Annotated in this window: 22 protein-coding genes and 1 pseudogene; 14 read left to right on the plus strand and 9 right to left on the minus strand. The window is 52.1% G+C overall.

The window, feature by feature from the left end; translation table 11 throughout:
- A partial coding sequence (locus OB13_RS00050) for an ABC transporter permease (RefSeq protein ID WP_461488089.1) occupies nt 1-1,174 on the plus strand: 1,174 nt, incomplete at its 5' end.
- Nucleotides 1,175-1,249: 75 nt separating this feature from the next.
- Nucleotides 1,250-2,347, plus strand: a complete 1,098-nt coding sequence (locus OB13_RS00055; protein ID WP_461488090.1) for an efflux RND transporter periplasmic adaptor subunit — start codon at nt 1,250-1,252, stop codon at nt 2,345-2,347.
- 64 nt (nt 2,348-2,411) lie between these two features.
- On the opposite strand, the gene OB13_RS00060 is transcribed toward OB13_RS00055, so the two are convergent.
- The gene (locus OB13_RS00060) at nt 2,412-3,002 is read right to left on the minus strand and encodes a membrane-associated protein (RefSeq protein WP_461488091.1); all 591 of its coding nucleotides are present in this window, start codon (nt 3,000-3,002) and stop codon (nt 2,412-2,414) included.
- A gap of 136 nt (nt 3,003-3,138) precedes the next feature.
- Between OB13_RS00060 and OB13_RS00065 the strand changes: the two genes are divergently transcribed.
- Nucleotides 3,139-3,615 (plus strand): GNAT family N-acetyltransferase, encoded by a 477-nt coding sequence (locus OB13_RS00065; protein WP_461488092.1) that lies wholly within the window; start codon nt 3,139-3,141, stop codon nt 3,613-3,615.
- A 62-nt stretch (nt 3,616-3,677) separates the two neighbouring features.
- Here OB13_RS00065 and OB13_RS00070 read toward each other — a convergent pair whose 3' ends face one another.
- Nucleotides 3,678-4,238, minus strand: a complete 561-nt coding sequence (locus OB13_RS00070) for a DUF4864 domain-containing protein (protein ID WP_461488093.1) — start codon at nt 4,236-4,238, stop codon at nt 3,678-3,680.
- A 138-nt stretch (nt 4,239-4,376) separates the two neighbouring features.
- Between OB13_RS00070 and OB13_RS00075 the strand changes: the two genes are divergently transcribed.
- From OB13_RS00075 to OB13_RS00090, 4 genes are all read left to right on the plus strand, one after another.
- Nucleotides 4,377-5,171: a phosphatase PAP2 family protein gene (locus tag OB13_RS00075; protein WP_461488094.1), complete on the plus strand. Its 795-nt coding sequence runs from the start codon at nt 4,377-4,379 to the stop codon at nt 5,169-5,171.
- Nucleotides 5,172-5,215: 44 nt separating this feature from the next.
- Complete coding sequence (locus tag OB13_RS00080; protein WP_461488095.1) at nt 5,216-6,478, plus strand: zinc dependent phospholipase C family protein; 1,263 nt, start codon at nt 5,216-5,218, stop codon at nt 6,476-6,478.
- Nucleotides 6,479-6,723: 245 nt separating this feature from the next.
- A complete protein-coding gene (locus tag OB13_RS00085) occupies nt 6,724-7,107 on the plus strand; it encodes a hypothetical protein (RefSeq protein WP_461488096.1) in 384 nt (127 codons plus the stop codon).
- A 171-nt stretch (nt 7,108-7,278) separates the two neighbouring features.
- Nucleotides 7,279-7,722 carry a hypothetical protein gene (locus tag OB13_RS00090; protein ID WP_461488097.1) on the plus strand — a complete coding sequence of 148 codons (444 nt, stop codon included), beginning with the start codon at nt 7,279-7,281 and terminating at the stop codon, nt 7,720-7,722.
- Between the two features lie 39 nt (nt 7,723-7,761).
- On the opposite strand, the gene OB13_RS00095 is transcribed toward OB13_RS00090, so the two are convergent.
- The 5 genes and pseudogenes from OB13_RS00095 to OB13_RS00115 all read right to left on the minus strand — a co-directional run bounded on the left by OB13_RS00095 (nt 7,762) and on the right by OB13_RS00115 (nt 12,396).
- A complete protein-coding gene (locus OB13_RS00095) occupies nt 7,762-9,276 on the minus strand; it encodes a hypothetical protein (RefSeq protein ID WP_461488098.1) in 1,515 nt (504 codons plus the stop codon).
- A 90-nt stretch (nt 9,277-9,366) separates the two neighbouring features.
- Nucleotides 9,367-9,882, minus strand: coding sequence for a hypothetical protein (locus OB13_RS00100; RefSeq protein WP_461488099.1), 516 nt, complete (start codon nt 9,880-9,882; stop codon nt 9,367-9,369).
- Between the two features lie 209 nt (nt 9,883-10,091).
- Nucleotides 10,092-11,441 (minus strand): annotated as a pseudogene (locus tag OB13_RS00105) (lysophospholipid acyltransferase family protein).
- A 73-nt stretch (nt 11,442-11,514) separates the two neighbouring features.
- Nucleotides 11,515-11,913: a hypothetical protein gene (locus OB13_RS00110; protein WP_461488100.1), complete on the minus strand. Its 399-nt coding sequence runs from the start codon at nt 11,911-11,913 to the stop codon at nt 11,515-11,517.
- Between the two features lie 261 nt (nt 11,914-12,174).
- Nucleotides 12,175-12,396: a hypothetical protein gene (locus OB13_RS00115; RefSeq protein WP_461488101.1), complete on the minus strand. Its 222-nt coding sequence runs from the start codon at nt 12,394-12,396 to the stop codon at nt 12,175-12,177.
- A gap of 225 nt (nt 12,397-12,621) precedes the next feature.
- On the opposite strand from OB13_RS00115, the gene OB13_RS00120 reads away from it, so the two are divergent.
- The 7 genes from OB13_RS00120 to OB13_RS00150 all read left to right on the plus strand — a co-directional run bounded on the left by OB13_RS00120 (nt 12,622) and on the right by OB13_RS00150 (nt 20,992).
- Nucleotides 12,622-13,095 (plus strand): hypothetical protein, encoded by a 474-nt coding sequence (locus OB13_RS00120; protein ID WP_461488102.1) that lies wholly within the window; start codon nt 12,622-12,624, stop codon nt 13,093-13,095.
- Entirely contained in the window at nt 13,085-13,285 is a 201-nt protein-coding gene (locus OB13_RS00125) for a helix-turn-helix transcriptional regulator (RefSeq protein ID WP_461488103.1), read from the plus strand. The genes OB13_RS00120 and OB13_RS00125 overlap by 11 nt, the downstream gene beginning before the upstream one ends.
- Nucleotides 13,286-13,419: 134 nt before the next feature.
- Nucleotides 13,420-16,233: a carbamoyl-phosphate synthase large subunit gene (gene carB / locus OB13_RS00130; RefSeq protein WP_461488104.1), complete on the plus strand. Its 2,814-nt coding sequence runs from the start codon at nt 13,420-13,422 to the stop codon at nt 16,231-16,233.
- Between the two features lie 218 nt (nt 16,234-16,451).
- A complete protein-coding gene (locus OB13_RS00135; RefSeq protein ID WP_461488105.1) occupies nt 16,452-16,733 on the plus strand; it encodes a DUF4834 family protein in 282 nt (93 codons plus the stop codon).
- A 42-nt stretch (nt 16,734-16,775) separates the two neighbouring features.
- Complete coding sequence (locus tag OB13_RS00140) at nt 16,776-19,211, plus strand: YfhO family protein (protein ID WP_461488106.1); 2,436 nt, start codon at nt 16,776-16,778, stop codon at nt 19,209-19,211.
- 188 nt (nt 19,212-19,399) lie between these two features.
- Nucleotides 19,400-20,299, plus strand: coding sequence for a 1-aminocyclopropane-1-carboxylate deaminase/D-cysteine desulfhydrase (locus OB13_RS00145; RefSeq protein WP_461488107.1), 900 nt, complete (start codon nt 19,400-19,402; stop codon nt 20,297-20,299).
- A gap of 60 nt (nt 20,300-20,359) precedes the next feature.
- Nucleotides 20,360-20,992 carry a DUF4230 domain-containing protein gene (locus OB13_RS00150; RefSeq protein WP_461488108.1) on the plus strand — a complete coding sequence of 211 codons (633 nt, stop codon included), beginning with the start codon at nt 20,360-20,362 and terminating at the stop codon, nt 20,990-20,992.
- A 113-nt stretch (nt 20,993-21,105) separates the two neighbouring features.
- On the opposite strand, the gene OB13_RS00155 is transcribed toward OB13_RS00150, so the two are convergent.
- Together OB13_RS00155 and OB13_RS00160 are read right to left on the minus strand one after the other, a co-directional pair.
- On the minus strand, nt 21,106-21,351 hold the full coding sequence (locus tag OB13_RS00155; RefSeq protein WP_461488109.1) for a PLDc N-terminal domain-containing protein: 246 nt from the start codon (nt 21,349-21,351) through the stop codon (nt 21,106-21,108).
- Between the two features lie 182 nt (nt 21,352-21,533).
- Complete coding sequence (locus tag OB13_RS00160; protein WP_461488110.1) at nt 21,534-22,019, minus strand: regulatory protein RecX; 486 nt, start codon at nt 22,017-22,019, stop codon at nt 21,534-21,536.
- Nucleotides 22,020-22,334: the final 315 nt, after the last annotated feature.

The raw sequence follows: 22,334 nt of genomic DNA on the forward strand, positions 1-22,334 counted from the left end.
TGGGGTGTTCTGGGGCATCTTCATGCTGGTACTGCTGCTGGGAGCCGGGAAAGGATTGGAGAATGGCATCATGGCCGAGTTCAACATTGCCAAGAACGCCGTCTTCGTCTGGACACAGCGCACCAGCGTGCCCTACATGGGCCTGAAAGCAGGCCGGACAATCAAGATGACCAACGATGACATGGAGGCCATCCGCATCAGTGTGCCGGAAGTGGCGGTGCTGGCTCCCAGTAACCAGGTAGACGGTGATTTTGCGGTGGTGTATGGCACCAAGAGCTCCGCCTTTACCGTGAACGGTGAGACGCCTGAAGTGCTGCAGGTGAAGCCTACCAACGTTGTCAAGGGCCGGTTCATCAACCAGAAGGATATCGACGAGCGCCGCAAAGTAGCCGTTGTAGGCCCCCGCACGCTGGAGTTGCTCTTTGCGAAAGAAGAAGACCCGATCGGCAAGTACATCAGCATCAAGGGCATTTATTTCCAGATAGTGGGCACGTTTGCGCCGGTTGGCAAAGACGAGGACGTGGTGCAGGATGCCCAGACCATTTATATCCCGACCACGACGCTGCAGCAGGCCTTCAACAAACCCAATGAAGTGGGCTTTTTTGCTATGACACCGAAGCCAGGCATTCCGGCCGCGGTAGTAGAAGAGAAAGTGAAACAACTGCTTATGAAGCGCCACGATGTAGCGCCCACCGACCTGAAAGCCTTTGGGTCGGCCAACGTGGAGGAGGAGTACCAGGACATACAAGGCATGTTTGCAGGTATAGCAGGGTTTAGCTGGCTGGTCAGTATCGGTACCATCATCGCGGGCATCATTGGGGTGGGCAACATCATGCTGATCGTGGTGAAGGAGCGCACCAAAGAGATCGGTGTCCGGAAAGCGCTGGGTGCCACACCGCTCTCCATTGTCAGCCTGATCATACAGGAGTCGATCGTGATCACGGGCCTGGCCGGTTATGTAGGCTTGCTGGCAGGTACGGGCCTGGTGGCCCTGATCGAAAGCCTTATGATCAAGTACGAAGTGCAGGCCGGCTTTTTCGGGGCTCCGGAAGTGAACCTGGGAATCGCCATTACGGCCACGGTGCTGTTGGTAGTGGCAGGCGCCCTGGCCGGACTGATACCCGCCACCAAGGCCGCCCGGGTCAATCCGGTAGTAGCCCTGCAGGAAGAGTAAGTATAGTTTTAATATTGAATGTCATACTCATAATTAATTACTGATTACTGATAACTGTTAATTGACCATATCCCTATGAAAAAGGTTTTTATCGGACTGTTCCTCCTGATTTTTCTGGCGCTGTCGGCGTGGCTGGGCTACTACTTTTACAAGAAGTCGAACACGGATCCCATTGTTTATAAAACGGAGGCACCCTTTACCACTAACATTGTCAAGAAGACGGTAGCTACGGGCTCCATTGTGCCGCGCAAAGAAGTGCAGGTAAAATCGCAGGTATCGGGTACGGTAGAAGAGCTGTACGTAGAAGCCGGCCAGGTTGTCAAGCAGGGGCAGTTGCTGGCCAAAGTGAAGATCGTGCCCAACATCGTGAGCGTGAACAATGCCGAAAACGAAGTACAGACGGCCCGCATCAACTTCGATGAAGCCAAACGCGAACTGGCCCGCTATGAGCAGCTGTATGCGCAAAAGGTAATTCCGGAGCAGGAGTTTCGCAAGTACAAAGCAGAGTTTAACCTGACACGCCAGGCAATGCAATCAGCCGAGAACAACCTGCAGCTGGTGCGCGAAGGCGCTTCCAGGCGCAGCGGCCAGTCCTCGAACCTGGTCTACTCTACCATAGACGGCATGCTGCTGGATGTACCGGTAAAAGTAGGCACCTCCATCATTGAGCGCAACAACTTCAACGAGGGTACCACCATCGCGACCGTTGCCGATATGCGCAGCCTGGTGTTCGAAGGCGAAATAGACGAATCGGAAGTAGGCAAACTGAAAGAGAACATGGACCTGCTGCTGACTATCGGGGCCATCGAGGGGCGGGTGTTCCATGCCAAGCTGGAGTACATCGCGCCAAAAGGAACGGAAGTGGAAGGCTCTATCAAATTCCCGATCCGGGCGAAAGTGCTGCTCGATGAGAAAGACTTTATCCGGGCCGGCTACAGTGCCAATGCCGACATCGTGCTGGACAAGCGCGAGAAAGTACTGGCCATCAAGGAAAGCATGCTCAAGTTTGAGAAAGACAAACCCTACGTGGAAGTAGAAAAAGCACCCCAGGTTTTTGAGAAACGCGCAGTGAAGACCGGCCTCTCGGACGGTATCAACATAGAAGTAGTATCGGGGCTTAAGACCTCCGAAAAGGTAAAAATACCGGACGCGAACACGGTACAGAATATTTAAGATTTGATTAAAGTGAATGTAAAAATAGCGGGTATTGCCCGCTATTTTTATTTGTAGCCCCGGGCTAGTTAAAAATCCATTTCAGCACAAAGTGAGAAGGTATAAAAACGATCAAAGGAAAGAACAGCAGGGCTAGTACAAGGTATAGCCCGTGCGGCAGCGAGTGCTGCGGCTCATTGCCCGGGCCGAATACCCAGTTGATGTTCTCTTTCGGATCGGTGAGAAGGTAGGTGAGCAGCAGCACGATCCAGGCCAGGGCAGTATGGTAGTAGATCGCCCGGGTATCATAGCCCCACTCTACCAAGAGCCAGATAACGAGGGCCGGCAGGAAAACATGAAAAAGAGAAAGCCCCCGCAAAAACAGGCTTTTGTCCGGGTGGAACATGTAGTCGCTCAGCCCCAGGAGTTGTTTCCCAGTCAGCAGCCGCCCAAAATAATCTGCATTCCAGATCAGCTCCAGCCCCAGCACCCCGACTGCCATCATGCTCAGCAGCAGGTGGTTTTCTGTCCAGAGCACGATGCCTACCGAGAAGAGAGCAATATCTGAGAACCAGAGGAAATTGGCGGGGCCGTAGTGCTTCCAGTACACGGGCACCAGCACCAGCAGAAACAAGGTATAGCTGATCGGCAGCCAAAGCGGGATGGTCTGGTCCATACCTATGTGTGTAAGTTTTGGGTACAAGGCTTATACCTTCAATTCTATCGAAAAGATAGGGGTAAACTATTTCTGAGGCCGGTAATTTGGCGCGGCACCTCTCTTCGCTTAATTTTGCACAAAAGAAATTACCGCCATGCCTATTACTGATTCTGCTCCTGTACAGATACTTGATTTTGAACCGCAGCACGCTGCTGCGTTCCGGGCCTTGAACGAAGAATGGATCACCCGCTATTTTGTGATGGAAGAAGCGGATTATAAATCGCTGAGCGATCCCTATGGCTATATTCTGGATAAGGGCGGATACATACTCATGGCGAGCTACCAGGGAGAGATCGTAGGCACCTGTGCTTTGATCAATGACGGGGAAGGCGTTTATGAACTGGCCAAGATGGCGGTCACTCCCAAAGCGCAGGGCCTCCAGCTAGGTAAGTTGCTGGGCAAGGCAGCCATCGAGAAAGCCAGGCAGGCAGGCGCTGCCAAGGTATACCTGGTATCCAACCGCCAACTGGAAACAGCCCTGAACCTGTACCGCCGCCTGGGTTTTGTGGAGGTGCCGATGCCACCCAGCATCTACGAACGGGCCGACATCAAAATGGAGCTGGCGCTCTGATGATACGGCGCTAATACTACTTTCAGAGCCTCCGCCCGGAATTTTGCTCAGCCTTCTTGCTGCTACAGCAAGCTGGTTTCCCTATCCGAATCCTGCCGGGCGACGCCTACGGTCATCCAGCAGCCTTTGTATATCCCCTTGCGTTGCTTGGCCAGGATGAACAGGTAAGCGGCCGCTACTCCATCCACCCCCCGGATCACGACCAGCTGGTACGCTGTGTCGTCCGTTACCACCACTTGTCCGGCTTTGTATGAAACAAAGTTAAGCATAGGGCTATAGGCAGGGTCACGAACCAGCATCCTGAAATGGTTGAGGGGGCCAAGGCTGCCCCGGCTGGTAGGGGAAGAGAAGTTGAAGACCGTGATGATGCCACTGTCGCTCACGTCATTCCGTTGCAGGGCATACAACTGTATTTTTATCACATCGCGGGGCGAAAGCGCCTTCGAAGGCTTCATAAAGCGGGCTTTGGAGCTGAGTACCACTTCCGATTCCTCTGAGGTATAGCGGATATGATCTTGCACATCCATCTCAGGAATTGCCGGAAACTGTACCCACAGAAGCACCAGCAATCCAACTCCCACACCGAGCAGGAGTTTGTCATATATATATTCAAACCCTCTCATAGGATTGTGTACTTTAGTTGGACCTGCGAGGTTGTCAATAAACGATACAACCATGTGAAGCATAACATTTTGTAAGTAAATACGATCAGTTGCCACTCATATAAAGAGGATTACGTATCCCTATTGGATTATTCCCCTATGAAGAACTTTCTCACGTATCTCCTCCAGAATTTCCTGCACTGGCTGTCCCGGCAGCCCCTGGTAAAGCGGGTGCGCCGCCGCTTCCCCAACACGTATTATTTCCTGGTGCGGCGCTTTGATACAACGACTTTCATGGGTTTGCCGCTGACGCTGCTCTTCCTGGTCATCGGGATCAATGCCGTCCTGCTTTCCCAACTGACAGAAGACGTGATCGAGTCGGAAGGTGTGGTTATGGTGGACAAGAAGTTCACAGCGTTCCTCTACAGTATCCGGAGCAACTGGCTGAGCCAACTGTTTTATGCCTTGACACAACTTGGCACGCGCGAGGCGGTATTCTCGATGGGTGGTCTGGCTACGATTGTTTTCCTGTACCGGCGGCGGTATACAGCTATACTGGCTTTCTGGCTCACGATGGCCGGAACAGGTATAGCGGTGCAGTACAGCAAGACGTTCATCAGCCGCGACCGCCCCGATAAGGTAGCTTTCTATCCCGAACACAACTTTTCTTTTCCGAGCGGCCACGCCACCACAGCTATTTCGCTTTATGGTATGCTGGCTTATTTTATGTACCGGCGCATGCGTAAAGGCCGGCAAATGAGCGCTCTGTTGCTGGCAACGGCTGTGTTTATTCTCCTGATCGGCTTCAGCAGGATCTACCTGGGCGTGCACTTTCTCTCGGATGTGCTGGCGGGGTTCCTGCTTGGTGCCACGTGGGTACTCCTGGGCATCAGCCTGATGGAAGTGCTCTCCTATCTGCAGCAACGCAAAGCGGAAAAGCAACCTGAAATATAGGCGTAAAACTATCTATTAAAACCACTATCCCGTATACGCTGGTTATGAACCGATCCACCCGTGCGGGACTTGCCAGTATCGTCCTGACTCTCCTGTTCCTGTTTGCAGCGCCTGCTGCCGGGGCCTATGGCGTGCTGACACACCAGGCCATTATCGACGCTACCTGGAAAGACGCTATCGCCCCTTTGCTGCGCAAGCGCTTCCCCAATGCTTCTGAGGAGGCCATCAAAAAGGCCCAGGCCTATACCTACGGCGGCTCTATTGTGCAGGACATGGGCTACTTCCCTTTCGGCAATACGTTTTTTACAGACCTGACACATTATGTGCGCAGCGGCGATTTTGTAGAGAACATGATCCGGTCTGCCGGTACAGTGGAAGAGTATGCCTTTGCGCTGGGGGCCATGTCGCATTTCAATGCCGATATTCACGGGCACCCGCTGGGCACTAACAGGGCGGTCGCGTTGGTATACCCTGAGGTGCGGCAGGAGCATGGGCCGGAGGTGACATATGCCGATGACCCGGTGGCACATGTGAAAACAGAATTTGGCTTTGATGTATTGCAGGTGGCCAGGGGAAATTATGCTTCGGAGGCGTACCAGAACTTCATCGGGTTCGAGGTATCAAAAGAATTGCTCGAACGCGCTTTCCTGGAAACGTACGGACTGGAACTAAAGGATGTATTCCTGAATGTTCCGCTGGCCATAGGCACCTACCGGTATACGATCCGGGGCCTGATGCCTGATCTGACCAAAGCTGCCTGGCAGGCTAAAAAGAGCGATATACAAAAAGCCAGCCCCGGCGCTACACGTCGCACCTTCACGTATCACATGCGCAAAGCGGATTTTAATAAAAACTGGGGGAAGGAGTATGAGAAACCAAACTTCTTTGCCCGCATGGTAGCCTGGGTCATGAAGGTGTCGCCCAAACTAGGACCGCTCCGGACACTGGCTTTTAAACCGCCCACTCCGGAGGCTGAAAAACTGTTCTATCTGAGTTTCAATACCACGGTTGACAACTATGCCAAACTCATTGAGCAGCTCCACCGGCAGGAGCGGCTAAAGCTGCCCAACACCCAACTCGACACGGGTAAGCCTACCCGGGCCGGGGCCTATGCACTGACCGACAAAACCTATGCTGAACTGGTGCACAAGCTCTACAAGGCAGACTTCAAACACCTGACCCCAGCCCTGCGTCAGAACATTCTGCAGTTCTACCAGAGTGGAAAAGCTACCGAGAAACTGGACGCCGATGAACAGCAGGAAATAAAACAGACCCTGGCAGAACTCAGAGCTGTTCAGGTACAGTAAACAGCTCTCTACTCTCCGTTTATATCCCAAGAAAGGGCATAGAGCCGCATTTCAGGTGTTTTTACGAAGGTATAACTATAGCAAGTCACAGTTGTGCTTAAGGGGAAATGCTAAAGCTGGTGCAACCATATGCTCTGAAAACCGATACATATAAGTCTGAAGTCCTGGCAACTAAGGAAGCAACGTGCAGTTGTAGACCGTCATCCGGGGCAGCGATCAATGTTTTATTCTAAAACAAAATAACTATGGAAAACAAGGGAAATAAGAATCCGCAATCAAACTTGAATCAACCCTCTGCCCAGGGCAGCTCACACAGCGCACAGTCGAATAGCTCATCAATGGGTTCGTCTGGTCAGTCTTCAGCTTCAGGCTCAGCTAACCAGTCTGGTACTTCCGGCAAAGGAGGTCTTAACAACATCACCAGCAAGCTGCAGCAGTTTGGCAGCTCAACTGTAGAGAAAGTATCGAACCTGAGCACTACCCAAAAGGTAGTAGGCGGTTCGCTCCTGGCTTTAGGTGCTGGCTGGGTTGCCATGAACTCAAGAAACAAGAACAAGAACGCCGGCTCCAATATAAAGAGCGCACGTGTGAAAAACGCAGGCAACAAAAACCCGAATAGAAATTCATAAACATTTCGGATATACTTCTTACCAGAAAGACCGGGCATATGTCCGGTTTTTCTGTTTTACAGCAGGCTTGGGGCCCACTCATCTTGAAGCTATACAGGTCTTGCGACGCTTTATGACAAATATGTTCATCTGTCAGCAGCAGTCTGCGTATACATCCCAAAAACTGAAACTATGGAAGCGATAAAATCACTGGCGGGCGGGCTGGCAGGAGCCATCGCCCTTACAGTCACCCACGAAACCTTGAGAAGATTTGTATCGGAAGCGCCCCGCATGGACGTGCTGGGTATGCGGGCTATCTCCAAGATTATGCGGAAAGCAGGAAAAGAACCGCCAGCCGATGGTGACCTGCGTACCTGGGCCATGGTAGGGGATGTGGTGTCCAATTCACTCTATTATAGCCTGGCAGGCACAGGAAAAAATGCCTGGCTGCGGGGAGGTCTGTTAGGAGCTGGTGCCGGGGCAGGCGCTGTATTGCTGCCTGGCCCGCTGGGCCTGGGTTCCGACCCCAGCAACCGGTCTGACAGTACCCGGGCAATGACAGTGGGTATCTATCTGTTGGGCGGCCTGGTGGCTGCGGCTGTTGGCAGTGCACTGGCTTCTGACAAGGATGAGTAACAGAGCAGACGGGGCTCTGCGCCACCAGAGCCGGGTTGCCTATTGTGGCAGGTTGGCGCAGGTGCAGAGCACCTCCCGCTGTGGTATTACCGGCTGGTAGTCGGGCAACGTATATTCTTTCATGTAGACTACCTGCAGCTCTTTGACAGCGTTCTGCGGATGCGCCTCGTTCCAGCGGCGCACCAGATAATTGCAATAGTAGGGGCGCAGAAATGCATACTGCACAAACAGGTAGTTCTCCGAATATTTTCGCCACCTGTCGTTCTTGAACAGGGCCATAACGGAAGCCGGCTTGGCATAGTCAGCGGCTTTGCCCTGGTTGTTGAGGTCGATCAGCTGTCCTGCAGCCGTGTGCCCCTCCAGCACATACCAGCCATCGTCTTTGAACACAGCCGGGGCAAACATACCCCAGCGTTGGTCCACGCGCAGCAGGTTACCGAGCCAGGAGGTGCGCTCGGTCATAGCGGGTACCCGCACATCTGCTCCTGCCAGATTCCACCAGATGCAGTAAATCAATATAAAACTTACAAATACTTCGCGAAGGGAATGCAGCTGTGACCTGGACAGAAGTGGCTTACGCAGGCGGAACTGTACCTGCAGTGTAGCCGGACTCCGGAAGCCTTTGAAGATACGCTGAAACTGCCCGGTGAGCGGCCGCCGGAAAGAAGCCAGCAAACGTCGTTCAGCCCAATCCATGGCAACGGGGGGCAGCAAGCCTGCAATCGATGCGATGTTGATCAGGTAAAACAAGCCTACGAATAAGGTGAGGCTGATGCCGATGTGAAAGAAGAACAACACCCCGATGACAAGGAGCCTGAAAAAGCTGTTATAGAAGGGAATGAGCAACAGGAAAGGCAACAGCAGCTCGGTATACCAGGTCACGTGGGTCAGAAATTCCAGTAAGTCAGGATACGGATACAGTAGCTTGCCAACCGGCATCAGGATCTGATCGAGGCTCAGCGCATAGTACAGGGCCGTGCCTTCCGTGGTCCACTCGGGAGAGTTTTTGAGCAGGGCAGTGCAGAAGTATACCAGAAAGATCTGCAGGATATAAGCCGCTGTCGCTGCACTGAAGTAGGTGCTTGTTTGCAGTTCCGGCCCCTCCCGTTTGGCAGCATCGTAGCTGTAGAATCTCCCCCATGGTAGAAACATCCCCCAGAAGAGAAGCATGCGGAGCAGGTCATCCCCACCCTGCGCGATAAACGTGTTCCGGTTCTGTAGTGAGACCAGCAGGACCCAGCTGATGATGGTGGCTGCCCGGGTTTTGTAGCCCAACAGCAGGCACACGGCAAACACGGCCGCTACCAGGAAAAGCACGGCCTGTACCTGCCACAGTCCGCTCAGGGTATGGAATGAAAAATGATAGGTGTTCCAGCCGAACTGGTACAGCACGTGCAGGGGCAATACCCCCATGTTGGAATAGTGCGCTTCCAGGTCGGTAGCCCGGATAGCCAGATCTGTCAGAATGATGCCGGCCACCCATATACGCATGATGGCCAATGCACGGAGGTCAACTGTAAAAACCTTTTTCAGGTATAGATGCAGTTGATTCATGGGTGTCAGGTTAAGGATTGGGGTAAAACAAAAAGGCAAAAACCGGATGGTACTTGCCTTTTTGCTGGTATCAAATAAAGTGCTCTTTTACTAGCGTGGAGTTGTGCCCATTGTAGTTGTACCACCAGTTGTACTGCCGGTTGTAGTTCCTCCGGTAGTTGTAGTACCAGTTGTAGTACCGGTAGTAGTTGTTCCGGAAGTTGTGCCACTGGTCGTTCCGGAAGTAGTACCCGAAGTGGTACCGGTGGTTGTTCCGGTAGTCATACCTGTTGTAGAACCGGAAGTAGTACCAGAAGTTGTGCCTGTTGTTGTACCCGTTGTAGTTCCGGTAGTGGTACCAGTGGTAGTACCAGTGGTTGTCCCGGAAGTTGTGCCAGTGGTTGTTCCGGTAGTGGTGCCTGTTGTAGAACCGGATGTAGTGCCGGAAGTTGTACCGCTTGTGGTGCCGGTCGTACTACCGGTTGTGCTACCCGTTGTCGTCCCGTTCATATCGTCGGTTTCTGTTGCTTCTGTTTCAGTGCCGGTAGTAGTAGTATCAGCACAACCTGATAAAACCGTGGCTAGTACAAACGAAGAAGCAAGAAGGTTTACGAATGTTTTTTTCATAGTCTTAAATCGTTAAACTGTGTTGTTTATAATTACAGTATCCTTTTTACGGCGCTTTAAAGATTTAGATAATATTTTTAAAGTTTAAGCTATCTAAGAGAGAAGGAATTACAGGTTTTGCGAAGCAAGGTATAGGTATAAGTACGGAGGGATTACTATCTTCTGATAAGCCGGATGCAGAAAAACAGGCAGTGTGTTTTTGTAAAATGCTAGTGATCAGCGTGTAACAGCAAGTACTCTTGCCTGGCCCTGTCGAGGGTTGCCATAATCTCCTGCCGCTGTTGCTGCAGTTGCTCTACCCTGTCATCTTTTTTCAGCCAGAGCCGCAGCAGCAACCAGCGCCCATGCATCTGCTGCAGGTGGTTCCAGTATTGGAGTGTGAAAAATCCGGCCAGCGGCAGGCTGACCAGATAGAGCAGCAGATAAGGTATGCCGGGCAGCAGCTGCCAGAACAGCAGGCTCTGCAAGGTATAGAATACAGGAAAGGAGAAGATGCCTGCCGATAACATGATCGGGGCCACAAACTCTTTTTCTTCTGTGAGCAGATGCGCTACTTTAGAAGGTATACTATAAGGGAGATAGTTGTTTGCCAGCCCGTAGCAGTAGAACGGAAAGCCCAGAAACAGGAAGATCAGGTCTTTCATAGGCTGCAGACGTGGCCTCTGCCCCTGGCCGATATCCGTATCCTGTAGCCCGAGCGCTTTTAGTTGTTGTCTGTAAGCGTGGAGTTGACTCTGAAGTGCTTTCACCCGTTCGGGTTGGGTACTGATAAAATGGGCCAGGCTCTTGATGATGGCCTTGGTGAGCAGAAAGTCCTGTTCGTGGCCGGGTGCTGCTATGCCTGCCTCTGCTACCAGTCTCTCTTTGTAAATCAATTCAATGTGCTGCACCAGTTCATCTTCTTCGTCCGAGGGGGTTACCACGATCAGTTGCTCCAACTGCTCCCGTATCTGTTCGGTGAGCGTGTTTACCGTTCCGAGGCTATCAGCCTGATAGTCCGGAAGGTAATCCCCTACCTCGATCGGTTCGCCTACATTGACAAACACATCACTGCGGAAGCGGCTAGGAGCTGAGTAGTTGAGCCCGACGGGCAGGATGCGTATACCTGCCGCTCCAACGCCACTGGCTTGCGCACCCAGCGCAATGCGGGCCGCGCCTGTTTTGAGCTTGCGCAGGCGCCGTTCGTTGAAGCTGTTGCCTTCCGGAAAAATAAGCAAGGTCCTGTGGGCGGCGAGGGCCTGGTAACTGGCCTGGAAAGTTTCCGCGTTGTTAACAGGTTGATCGGGCATATCCTCCCGCCGCTGGACAGGTATAAGGTGCATGCGCTACAGCAGCCACTTCTTGAGGGGAGTGTTGAAGACCGTACTTTTTGCAATGAAGTATACCTGCTGCTTGAGCAGGGAGGCAATCACAATCGGGTCCATGAAGGTATTGGGGTGGTTGGAGACCACCAGCAGCGGACCCTGCTCGGGCATCAGGTGGCGGTTGCGCACTTCAAATTTCCGGAAAAACACCCAAAGTCCGGCTTTGTAGATCAGTTTAAGGAGAGCGTATAGCATGTGTTCAAGATAGGGAGTTTACAGCATACTGCAGCAGGAGCAGCCTAAAAGGATAGCCCGTGTCACCTGCAGGTTATTCTTCCGAAATCAGCCAGTCGTAGGCAGAGGTCAGGTCGTCGAATTCCCTTGTTTCGAAGGCGGGCTGCTGCTTTTTGGAAGTCCGGATCTGCTGCATTTGCTGTTCGGCGGTCGCATTGTAAGGATTCAGAGAGGCAGAGCGTTTCAGCGGAAGTTTGTCAAAGGCCTGTGCATATACGTCCCGGGTCCAGGTGATGTCGTCGGGCTCAAGCGGGGAAAGGAGTCTGCTGTCGGTAATGGCATACGATGCGGCTAATTTCCGGGCAAGCCGGACAACTTCAATAAGCGCCTGCCGGTACTGCAGGCTGCTGCATTTGCCATACCACTGGCTTACCAGCAGGTGGCTGGCGGCATGGTACTCTACCAGAAGATAGTCTGTTTGAAAGTAGACCATTGTCTTTGAGGTTAAACCGGTGAATCACAGCCTTATGATACTTAAAAGAAGTGGATTTGCAAAATATCTGCATGAAATAAACACGCTGTAATATTGCAATAAATCTATATTCGTGCAGGTATATCCAGGTTTTGCTATGAAAGCGGCAGGGGTCGGAAATACAAAATACTTCCCATGATTATAAAGGCAGAGATTGCTCCTGAAAAAGCCGCAACCGCAGGCATGCTGCCTGCGGTTGCGGCTTTTGTTTGACAGGCAGTTTTATTTGGTGCGGAGGCTGTTGGCGTTGCTGCCGTCCAGTTCGCGGGTGTCTTTTTCTTCCTTGGCGGCTACATTGCCGCCTTCTTCTTTGCCTTCTGGTTCAGGATCCAAGATATCTCTTTCCTCCTTTTTGACGCCCTCCAGTGGCTCGGGATTTTCGTCGGGCAAGCGTTCGCTTTCATCTGAGTTGGTAATGATATCGTCTTCGCGGGGTGTTTCCATATCGTTTCGGTTTTAAGTTATACCCTTTAGTACGGATACTACCTGTAAGGTTTAGGTATAGCTTGTGTTAAGAAAAGACCCGGTCTATACCTGCTCTCAGTGTATGTCTTCAAAAAACTGATGGTAGTAAACCGAAGTAGGGCTAGAGTTGGTAAAAATCTCTGTACTTTTTGTAAAATATTCTTTACTTTTAATAATTGGAATCGTACTTCAACAAAAAGACCTATGAAAGAGCTCTTTCCAGCCACCACTTTATTGCCCCACAGGTATAAGCGGGTGGGCTACGGGACACTTATAGCAGGCCTCCCGGTGATGGCGGGACTGAGTTTTATGCTGATAAAATCGGGTCTGGTAACCGACTCCAGGGCGTTTTTTGCTGAATGGACTTACCCGATGGTGTATTATCCGCTTATCATAGGATTAGCCCTGCTCAATTTTTCGGAGGAAAGAGAAGAAGATGAAATGGTCCTGGCGCTGCGTTATCAGTCCTTTGTGACGGGCGTGTTTTATCTGGTCATGGGTTTGTTGTGGCTGCCTTTCTTCAGCAATATAGCCGGGTTGCTGAGCGGCCATGCGCTGCGTATGCCCGATGTAGGCGGCATGCTGGGAGCGCTGGCGCTCTTACTCGGCTATACCTACGCCTCTTTCCGATATAGGCTTTATCGCACACGCAGGGCCCTGGAGACAGATGAAGAATAACATAAAGGTGGAGCGGGCAAAGAAAGACATGACGCAGGAGCAACTGGCCGGGGCACTCGGCGTTAGCCGCCAGACCATCAACGCGATCGAGAAAAATAAATATCTGCCCTCTACGCTTCTTGCCCTCAAAATGTCGGCTTTGTTTGGGATTACTGTAAACGAGCTTTTTATACTCGAAAACGGGGATTAAACAGAAGAAAATCAAGCCGGAAAGAAGGCCGGGAGGCGGCAGTTGCAGCATTAAAATTTACCTTCCTTAAAGTTTTCTTTTGTCAGCCCCAACATTTTGCGGTAACTTTGGGCAATTTACACCTACCCAAGCACATGCCTAGAGACACCAGTATTAAATCTGTTCTGATAATTGGATCTGGCCCTATCGTTATCGGCCAGGCCTGCGAGTTTGATTATGCGGGCTCCCAAGCTTCCCGCTCCCTCCGCGAAGAAGGGATAGAGGTAACCCTCATCAATTCCAATCCCGCCACTATCATGACCGATAGTATCACGGCGGACAATGTGTACCTCAAACCACTCGAGAAGAAATACATCATTGAGATCCTGGAAAAGCACCAGATCGACGCAGTACTGCCTACCATGGGTGGCCAGACGGCTCTCAACCTTGCCATTGAATGTGATAAGGCAGGTATATGGGAAAAGTACGGTGTCAAGATCATCGGGGTGGACATCAAAGCCATTGAGACGACAGAGGACCGGGAGAAATTCCGCCTGAAGATGCTCGAGCTGAACGTGAATGTCTGCAAAGGCGAAACGGCTACTTCTTTCCTCGAAGGAAAAGAGATCGCACAGGAAATCGGCTTCCCACTCGTTATTCGCCCTTCGTTTACCCTTGGAGGTTCGGGGGGCGGTTTTGTTAATACCCCTGAAGAATTCGATGCGGCGCTTACCCGTGGCCTGCATGCTTCGCCCACACACGAAGTACTGGTGGAGCAAAGCATCATGGGTTGGAAAGAATACGAGCTGGAGCTGCTCCGCGATAACTTGGGCAACGTGATCATCATCTGCTCCATCGAGAATTTTGACCCGATGGGCATCCATACCGGCGACTCCATCACGGTGGCTCCGGCCATGACCCTGCCCGATACCATCTACCAGCAAATGCGCGACCTGGCCATCAAGATGATGAACGGCATCGGGCAGTTTGCCGGCGGCTGTAACGTACAGTTCTCGGTGAGCCCGTTTGACGATACCATCATCGCCATTGAGATCAACCCGCGCGTGTCCCGCTCTTCAGCCCTGGCATCCAAAGCAACCGGCTACCCGATTGCCAAGATCGCGGCCAAGCTGGCCATCGGCTACAACCTCGACGAGCTGAAGAACGCCATCACCAAGACCACCTCGGCTTACTTTGAGCCTGCCCTGGACTACGTGATCGTGAAGATACCGCGCTGGAACTTCGATAAATTCAAAGGAGCCAACCGTACGCTGGGCCTGCAGATGAAGTCTGTGGGAGAAGTGATGGGCATCGGCCGTACCTTCCAGGAGGCGCTGCAGAAAGCCTGCCAGAGCCTCGAGATCAAGCGCAACGGCATCGGTGCCGACGGCAAGGAGATGACCAATTACGATGACCTCATCTACAACCTCAAAAACCCAAGCTGGAACCGCCTGTTCTGCATCAAAGATGCCATGCGCATCGGTATACCTACCAGTACCATCCAGAAGCTGACCAAGATCGACCCGTGGTTCCTGAACCAGATCGAAGAGCTGGACATGCTTGAAAAGGAGATGGAGAAGTATACGCTGGCCACACTGCCGGCCGAGCTGCTGCGCGAAGCCAAAGTAAAAGGCTACGCCGACCGCCAGATCGCCTACATCCTCAAGTGCCTGGAAAGTGAAGTGCATGCTGTTCGTATGGAGCTGGGGATAGAGCGTGTTTTCAAAATGGTGGATACCTGCGCGGCAGAATTTGAAGCCAAGACGCCGTACTACTACAGCACCTTCGATGGCGAAAACGAAAGCATTTCCACTGACAAGAAGAAGATCGTGGTACTTGGCTCCGGTCCTAACCGCATCGGACAAGGTATAGAATTCGACTACAGCTGTGTGCATGGCGTATTAGCCGCCAAAGAGTGTGGCTACGAAACCATCATGATCAACTGCAACCCGGAGACGGTTTCGACTGACTTTGACATTGCGGACAAGCTTTACTTCGAGCCCGTATTCTGGGAGCACATCTACGACATCATCAAGCACGAGAAGCCGGAAGGTGTGATCGTGCAGCTGGGTGGACAGACGGCTCTGAAGCTGGCCGAGAAACTGGACCGCTACGGCATCAAAGTGATCGGAACGAGCTACAAAGCCCTGGACCTGGCTGAAGACCGTGGTTCCTTCTCAACGTTGCTTCGTGACCTCGATATTCCATACCCTCCGTTCGGTGTGATCGAAACGGCGGAAGAAGCGCTGGAGCTGTGCAAGGAGCTGAAGTTCCCGCTGCTGGTGCGCCCAAGCTACGTGCTGGGTGGCCAGAGCATGAAGATCGTGATCAACGAAAAAGAGCTGGAAGCCCACGTGATCGACCTGCTGAAAGATCATCCGGGCAACAAGGTGCTGCTCGACCACTTCCTGGATCATGCGATCGAGGCAGAGGCCGATGCGATCAGCGACGGCGAGGACGTGCATATCTGCGGTATCATGGAGCACATTGAGCCGGCTGGTATCCACTCCGGTGACTCCTACGCGGTGTTGCCTACGTTTGACCTGAGCGACAATGTGATTCGTCAGATCGAAGACTATACCAAGCGCATCGCTTTGGCGCTGAACACGGTAGGGATTATCAACATACAGTTTGCCGTGAAGAATGAGATCGTGTATGTGATCGAAGCCAATCCGCGTGCATCCCGTACCATTCCGTTCATCGCAAAAGCCTACCGTGAGCCGTACATCAACTACGCCACCAAGCTGATGCTGGGCGAGAAGAAGATCAAGGACTTCAACTTCAACCCGCACAAAGAAGGTTATGCCATCAAGGTGCCGGTGTTCTCGCACAACAAGTTCCCGGAAGTGAACAAGGAGCTGGGGCCTGAGATGAAGTCAACGGGTGAGGCCATCTACTTCATCGACAACCTGCAGGATGATTATTTCGTGAAAATTTATTCCGAGCGAAACCTATACCTGAGCGTATAACCGGAAGGTACTGTAACTAGAAAAGCCTCTCCCTTACCGGAGAGGCTTTTTTTTGTATCGCAGCGGAGGCACTTGCCTAAAATGAAATTTTGTATCTTTGCAGGGCTCCGCCGGAATGTCATGAAACAAAGTTTTGGCATAGGAGTTGTATCATAAGAGGTACTATTTTTGTTATATGATAGCTAGCCTCCAAGTTGGCTATACCTTAACCGAGCATCATGATCAAATTCATATTCGTTACCATACTCGTTATCTTTTTAATCAGGTTAGTGGCCCCTTTCCTGTTTCGCTGGCTGCTGGCTTTCTTCGTGAAGAAGAGTATCCGCAACGGCACCTTCTTCCATACGAACATGCACCGCCCGCAGCAACCGCACCAGGAGCCGCAGCCAAATGGCCATGGCCGGCAGCAGGGAGGCGTGAAGATCGACTACATACCTGAGCAGCCGGAACGCAAGGATTTCAACGGCGGCCAGTACGTCGATTATGAAGAAGTAAAATAAAAATCATATCTTTCAAGCTCTATTCCGAGGTTTCTGAAAGATATGATTGCTTCTATAAACTTTAAACGCGATGTGCTTCCGCACCTGATCGCGGTCCTGATTTTTCTTGTATTAACGGCCGTTTACTTTGCCCCGGTGCTGTTCGAAGGCAAGGCCATGGCCCAGCACGACATCCTGCAGTTCAAGGGGGGAGCCAAAGAAATACAGGACTACCGGGAAGCTACCGGCGAAGAGACCCTCTGGACAAACTCCATGTTCAGTGGCATGCCCTCTTACCTGATCAACACCCGCTACCCGGGTGATTTTTCGGGCGTGATCCACACCATCTTTACGTTTAATTTGCCGGCTATGGCGGGCAATATCTTCATCACGCTGCTGTGCGCCTATGTGCTGCTGGTGACGCTGCGGCTCCATACCTGGCTAGCCGTGGTGGGCGCCATTGCCTTTGCGTTTACTTCCTACAACTTCATTATACTGGAGGCGGGCCACAATACCAAGTCCCTGACCATTGCCTACATTCCGCTGGTGCTGGCGGGCATGTTCTACGCGCTGCGCCGGAATATGTGGATCGGGGCGGCCATCTTCGCCCTGGGGCTCACGCTCAACCTGCACTTCAACCACCTGCAGATGACCTACTACATGCTCCTGATGGTGCTCGTGTTCATTGTGGTGGAACTGGTATACGCGATCAAGCAAGGCACCCTGGCTGACCTGGTCAAGCGCGGCCTGGTACTGGGTATAGCGGCTATCCTGGCCGTAGGCGTGAACTTCGGAAGACTCTATACCGTGGCCGAATACAGCCAGCACAGTATCCGGGGCAAGTCGGAACTGACGGTGGCTAACAGCGGTGACCAGACTTCCAGCGGCCTGGACCGCGACTATGCTTTCAACTGGAGCTACGGCGTGGGCGAGACCATGACCCTGCTTATACCTGACTTTTATGGAGGTGCCAGTAATACCCCGCTTGGTAAAGATTCAGAAAGCTATGATGCCTTCGTGAAAATGGGCTTGCCGGCGGTGCAGGCCGAGCAGATCGTGGAGCAGGGGCTACCGACCTATTGGGGGCCGCAGCCAATGACGAGTGGTCCCGTATACGTGGGGGCTATAATCTGCTTCCTGTTCGTGCTGGGGCTTTTTATTGTGCACAAACCTACTCGCATCTGGCTTCTGGTGGCGACCATCCTTTCGATCGTGCTGGCCTGGGGCAAAAACTTTGAAGCCTTTAACTATTTCATGTTCGATTACTTCCCGGCTTACAACAAGTTCCGGGCGGTATCGTCGGCACTGGTGATCGCCCAGATCACCATCCCCTTGCTGGGTATACTGGCGCTCTGCCGGCTTATCCGCGACCGGGATGTGATCAAAGATATTGACAAAAAACTGCTGTTAGCAGGTGGCATTACGGCAGGTATCTGTTTGCTGGTATGGCTTTTTGCCGGCTCAGCCAGCTTTGTGGGGGCTGTAGACCCGCAGTTGCAGCAATCCCAATTCCCGGTGGATGCCATACGGGCCGACCGCGAAGGCATGATGCGCTCCGATGCCTTCCGATCTTTCATTTTCATTGCCCTGGCCATTGGCTTGCTCTACTTCTACCTCAAAAACAAGCTGTCGGCGACCGTGGCTATAGCAGGTGTAGGGGTGCTGATCCTGGTGGACCTTTGGAGCGTGAACAAACGCTACCTCAACGACGGTGATTTTGAGAAGCGTGTGGTGGAGAACCACTTCCAGCCTACGCAAGCCGACCAGATGATCCTGCAGGACAAGGACCTGAGCTACCGCGTGCTATACCTGCCTAATCCGTTCAACGATGCCCGCACTTCTTACTTCCATAAGTCAGTGGGCGGCTACCACGGTGCTAAGTTGCGCCGCTACCAGGACGTGATCGATCGCCACATTGCCCAGAACAACCTGGAAGTGTTGCGGATGCTCAACACCCGCTACGTGATCACAGGCGATCAGCAGCAGCCGGTGCAGCGCGTGCCGGGTGCGCTCGGCAATGCCTGGTTCGTGGAAGAGGTGAAGCCCGTGAATACGCCGGATGAGGAGATCGAGGCGCTGGGTGACATGGACCCCAGCAAAACAGCGGTAGTGGATGTGTCTAAATTCAAAGTGCCCGCGCAGCATTTCAGTGCAGCAGGCTCCACCATCAAGCTGACCGAATATCAGCCCAACTACCTGAAGTATGAGGCCAATGCGGCCCAAGCCGGTCTGGTGGTGTTCTCAGAGGTATACTATGCCGATGGCTGGCAGGCATACCTCGATGGGCAACCGGTAGATCATATCCGGGCCAACTACATCCTGCGTGCTATGCCGGTACCGGCGGGCAAGCATACCATCGAGTTCCGGTTCGCGCCCAAGTCGTACGAGATAGGAAACACCATTTCGCTTGTATCGTCCGTCCTGTTGCTGCTGGTGCTGGGAGGCGCTGTCTTCTACAGCATCCGCAGGAAGCCGGAAGAAGAGAAAGTGAAGGTATAAGAATTGAGACACAGGTAGCAGGACACAGGATAAAAGAGGTTTTATGGCTGTGAGGTTGTTATTTGAAAATCCATAGAATGACTTATCTGCGGGCATTTGTGTCATATCTAACATTTGTGTCATATCTAAAAAGTGAATCGCTCTGGAGCCCCGGTTGTAGTACCGGGGCTCTGGCTTTTAATGAATCCATGAAAGCACCGTTGCAACAATTATTCAGTCCACTTTTTGAAGAGCAGGGTATAGCGCTTTGGGTCAAGCGGGAGGATTTGTTGCACCCGACCATTTCGGGCAACAAGTGGCGCAAGCTCCGGTATAACCTGGAGGAGGCGCAGCAGCTTGGGAAAGACACCCTGCTGACGTTTGGAGGCGCCTACTCCAACCACATAGCAGCTGTAGCGGCGGCAGGACAGGAGTTCGGATTCAGGACCATCGGCATGATCCGGGGGGAAGAGCACCTGCCCCTCAACCCGACACTAAGCTTTGCCACGAGAGCAGGTATGGAACTGCACTACGTTTCCCGCGAAGACTACCGGCATAAGCAGGAACCTGATTTTTTAGCCCGACTCTCGCTTCAGTTCAACCAGCCTTACATCCTTCCCGAAGGAGGTACCAATGCCCTGGCTGTAAAAGGCTGTACTGAAATCGTTTCGGACATCTCCATCGAGTATGACTACATCTGCTGTGCCTGCGGCACCGGCGGGACCCTTGCCGGAATTATTGCCGGCCTGGAGGGAAAGCGGCAGGTGCTGGGCTTTCCGGCTTTGAAGGGCGGCGAGTTTCTGAGGGAGGAAATAGAGCAGCTAATTGAAAGCTACAACGGGAAACAGTACGCCAACTGGCAACTAGTCACGGACTACCATTTTGGCGGCTATGCCAAAGTGAAGCCCGAGTTGCTGGCGTTTATGCGTGATTTTGGGGAGCAACACCAGTTGCCGCTCGAGCCCATCTATACTGGCAAGATGTTCTACGGCCTGCTAGATCTGATTCAGAAAGGCTACTTCCCGGGGGGCAGCCGCATCATCGCCGTGCATACCGGCGGCCTGCAGGGCAACGCGGGTTTCAGGGAACGGCTAGGCGTGGAGGTATAGGAATGAACTTTAGCACCAAAATTGCTGTGTTGTCAGAAGAGAGAACTTAAATCGCCCTACATGTCCCTTATTAGATTCTTTTTTCGATTGCTGCCGCTCCTCCTGTTCATTCTGGCTGCTGTCTTTATCTGGCGTAGCTTCAAAGGCTCTTTGTTCGGCTCGGAAGAAAAGCAGCCGGAGGTCATCGTGAACCACAATACCATCCTGACGACGGTGGAGGAACTGGGGCGGATGGAGCTGGTGCGCTATAACTTCAAAGACATCGTAGAGTACGAGAAGGATGTGTCGCGGTGGGTGCCCAACTCGAAGGTGGTGCTGATTGTGACGGGCGAGGCAGTCGGTTGTGTGGATTTTACGAAGCTAACCCCGCAGGATATCCGGTTCTATGGGGACACACTGGTGCAAATCAGCCTGCCCGCGCCGGAAGTATGCTATTATAAGATAGACCATAGCAAATCCAAGGTCTTCTCCAAGGAAAACACGTATTTCCAGGACGCAGAGCTGGTGCAGGATAGTTACCGCTATGCAGAAGCCAATGTAAAAGAAGCCGCCATTAACTCGGGTATACTGCGCCAGACGACGGTCAATGCCGAGAAGGTGCTCAAGCCTATGCTGGAAGAAATAACAGGACGTAAAGTGGTGCTCGTGCCACAGCGCCGGATCCAGAATCTGGAACTGCCGAAAAAGCGTTAGTTATGATCCGGATTGCTTTTTTAATGCCCTTTATTCAATCCTAAGGTATGCTGTCGCCCAACTTACGGCAAGGCAAATTATACTCTATAGGGTTACTTGGTTAAAGGAATCTGCTAACGGGTAGAAAGGCCGGTTTTCTGCTTTCTCCCTATAAAAAGATACAGGAGTGCTCCCAAAACGGGTAGAAAAACGATCACCAAAACCCAGATCAGCTTATTGATGCTGTTCTCAAATTCGCTTGTAAGCAGGTCGATCAAGGCCCATAGCCACAGAATGGCAGGTATACCAAAGAAAAATAAGATAAGCATTAATTCTGCTCCTCCGAGACCGCCGATGAATAACAGGCTGTTTAGTATCATACTCAGTTTGTTTACGTGGAAAGCTTTGTTGTTTTAAGTATACTGTACTGCTACTGCCGGTTTCTAGTATCTAGTGCCAGCACTATTGTTTCGTTTACCAATGTTGCCAGGTTGTTGGAATAGTCCGTTACAGTTTCCTAATATAGGACTGTGTTATTATATTCAGATAATCAGAAAAATTTTTATTCCAGCTTCTTTAGCGCGTCCTGCACCAGATCATTTTCATAGCCTTTGCTGACGAGGAAGTAGGTGAGTTTCTGGCGGCGGGCAAAGGGGTTCTTCTCTTTTTCGGTGCTGTTTTTCTTCTCCAGCAGGTGGAGCAGGTTCTGTTCGTATACCTCAAAATCGATTTCTTTCAGGCCTTGTTTGATGCAGTAGTCGGAAATGCCTTTGGCCTTGAGTCCCTGCGTGATCTTGCGGCGCCCCCACTTCTTCAGGCCGTACTTGCCCCGCACATACGAGCGGGCATACCGCTCTTCGTCCAGCATTTTTTCCTGGCTGAGACGCACGATCAGTTCCTCCACATCATCTGGCTCCAGGCCATACGAGTATAGTTTGGAGCGCACTTCCTGCTGCGTGCGCTCCTGGTAAGCACAATAGGCTGCCGCCTTGATCAGGGCCTCTTTCGGGGTATAGGTTTTTTGTTTCTTCTGCTGTTCCAAATCCAAAGTTTTGCTCTGTTATACAACACGCTCTGGCCGGCAAGAGTTGCGCATAACCGGGTGTTCGTATGGTAAATATAAGCATTATCTCTGCTTCTGCTTTGCTGTGTAGCTGGAGCTTCATCAGACTTTAACTAGTCTTGTTTCATTGCTTCGTCTGTCCGGCGGGGACCTGCTTTTTTCTTGACTCCTGTATGCCGCCAGTTTGAGCGTAGCGGTAAGTGGTGGTGGCACATGAGGCCAGTTTGTAACTGGCGGAACTGCTGTACCAGGTATAGCAACCTGGCATTGTTTCATAGCTTGCCCTGGCCGGGCGGGCCT

The sequence above is a fragment of the Pontibacter sp. HJ8 genome (assembly GCF_054824225.1).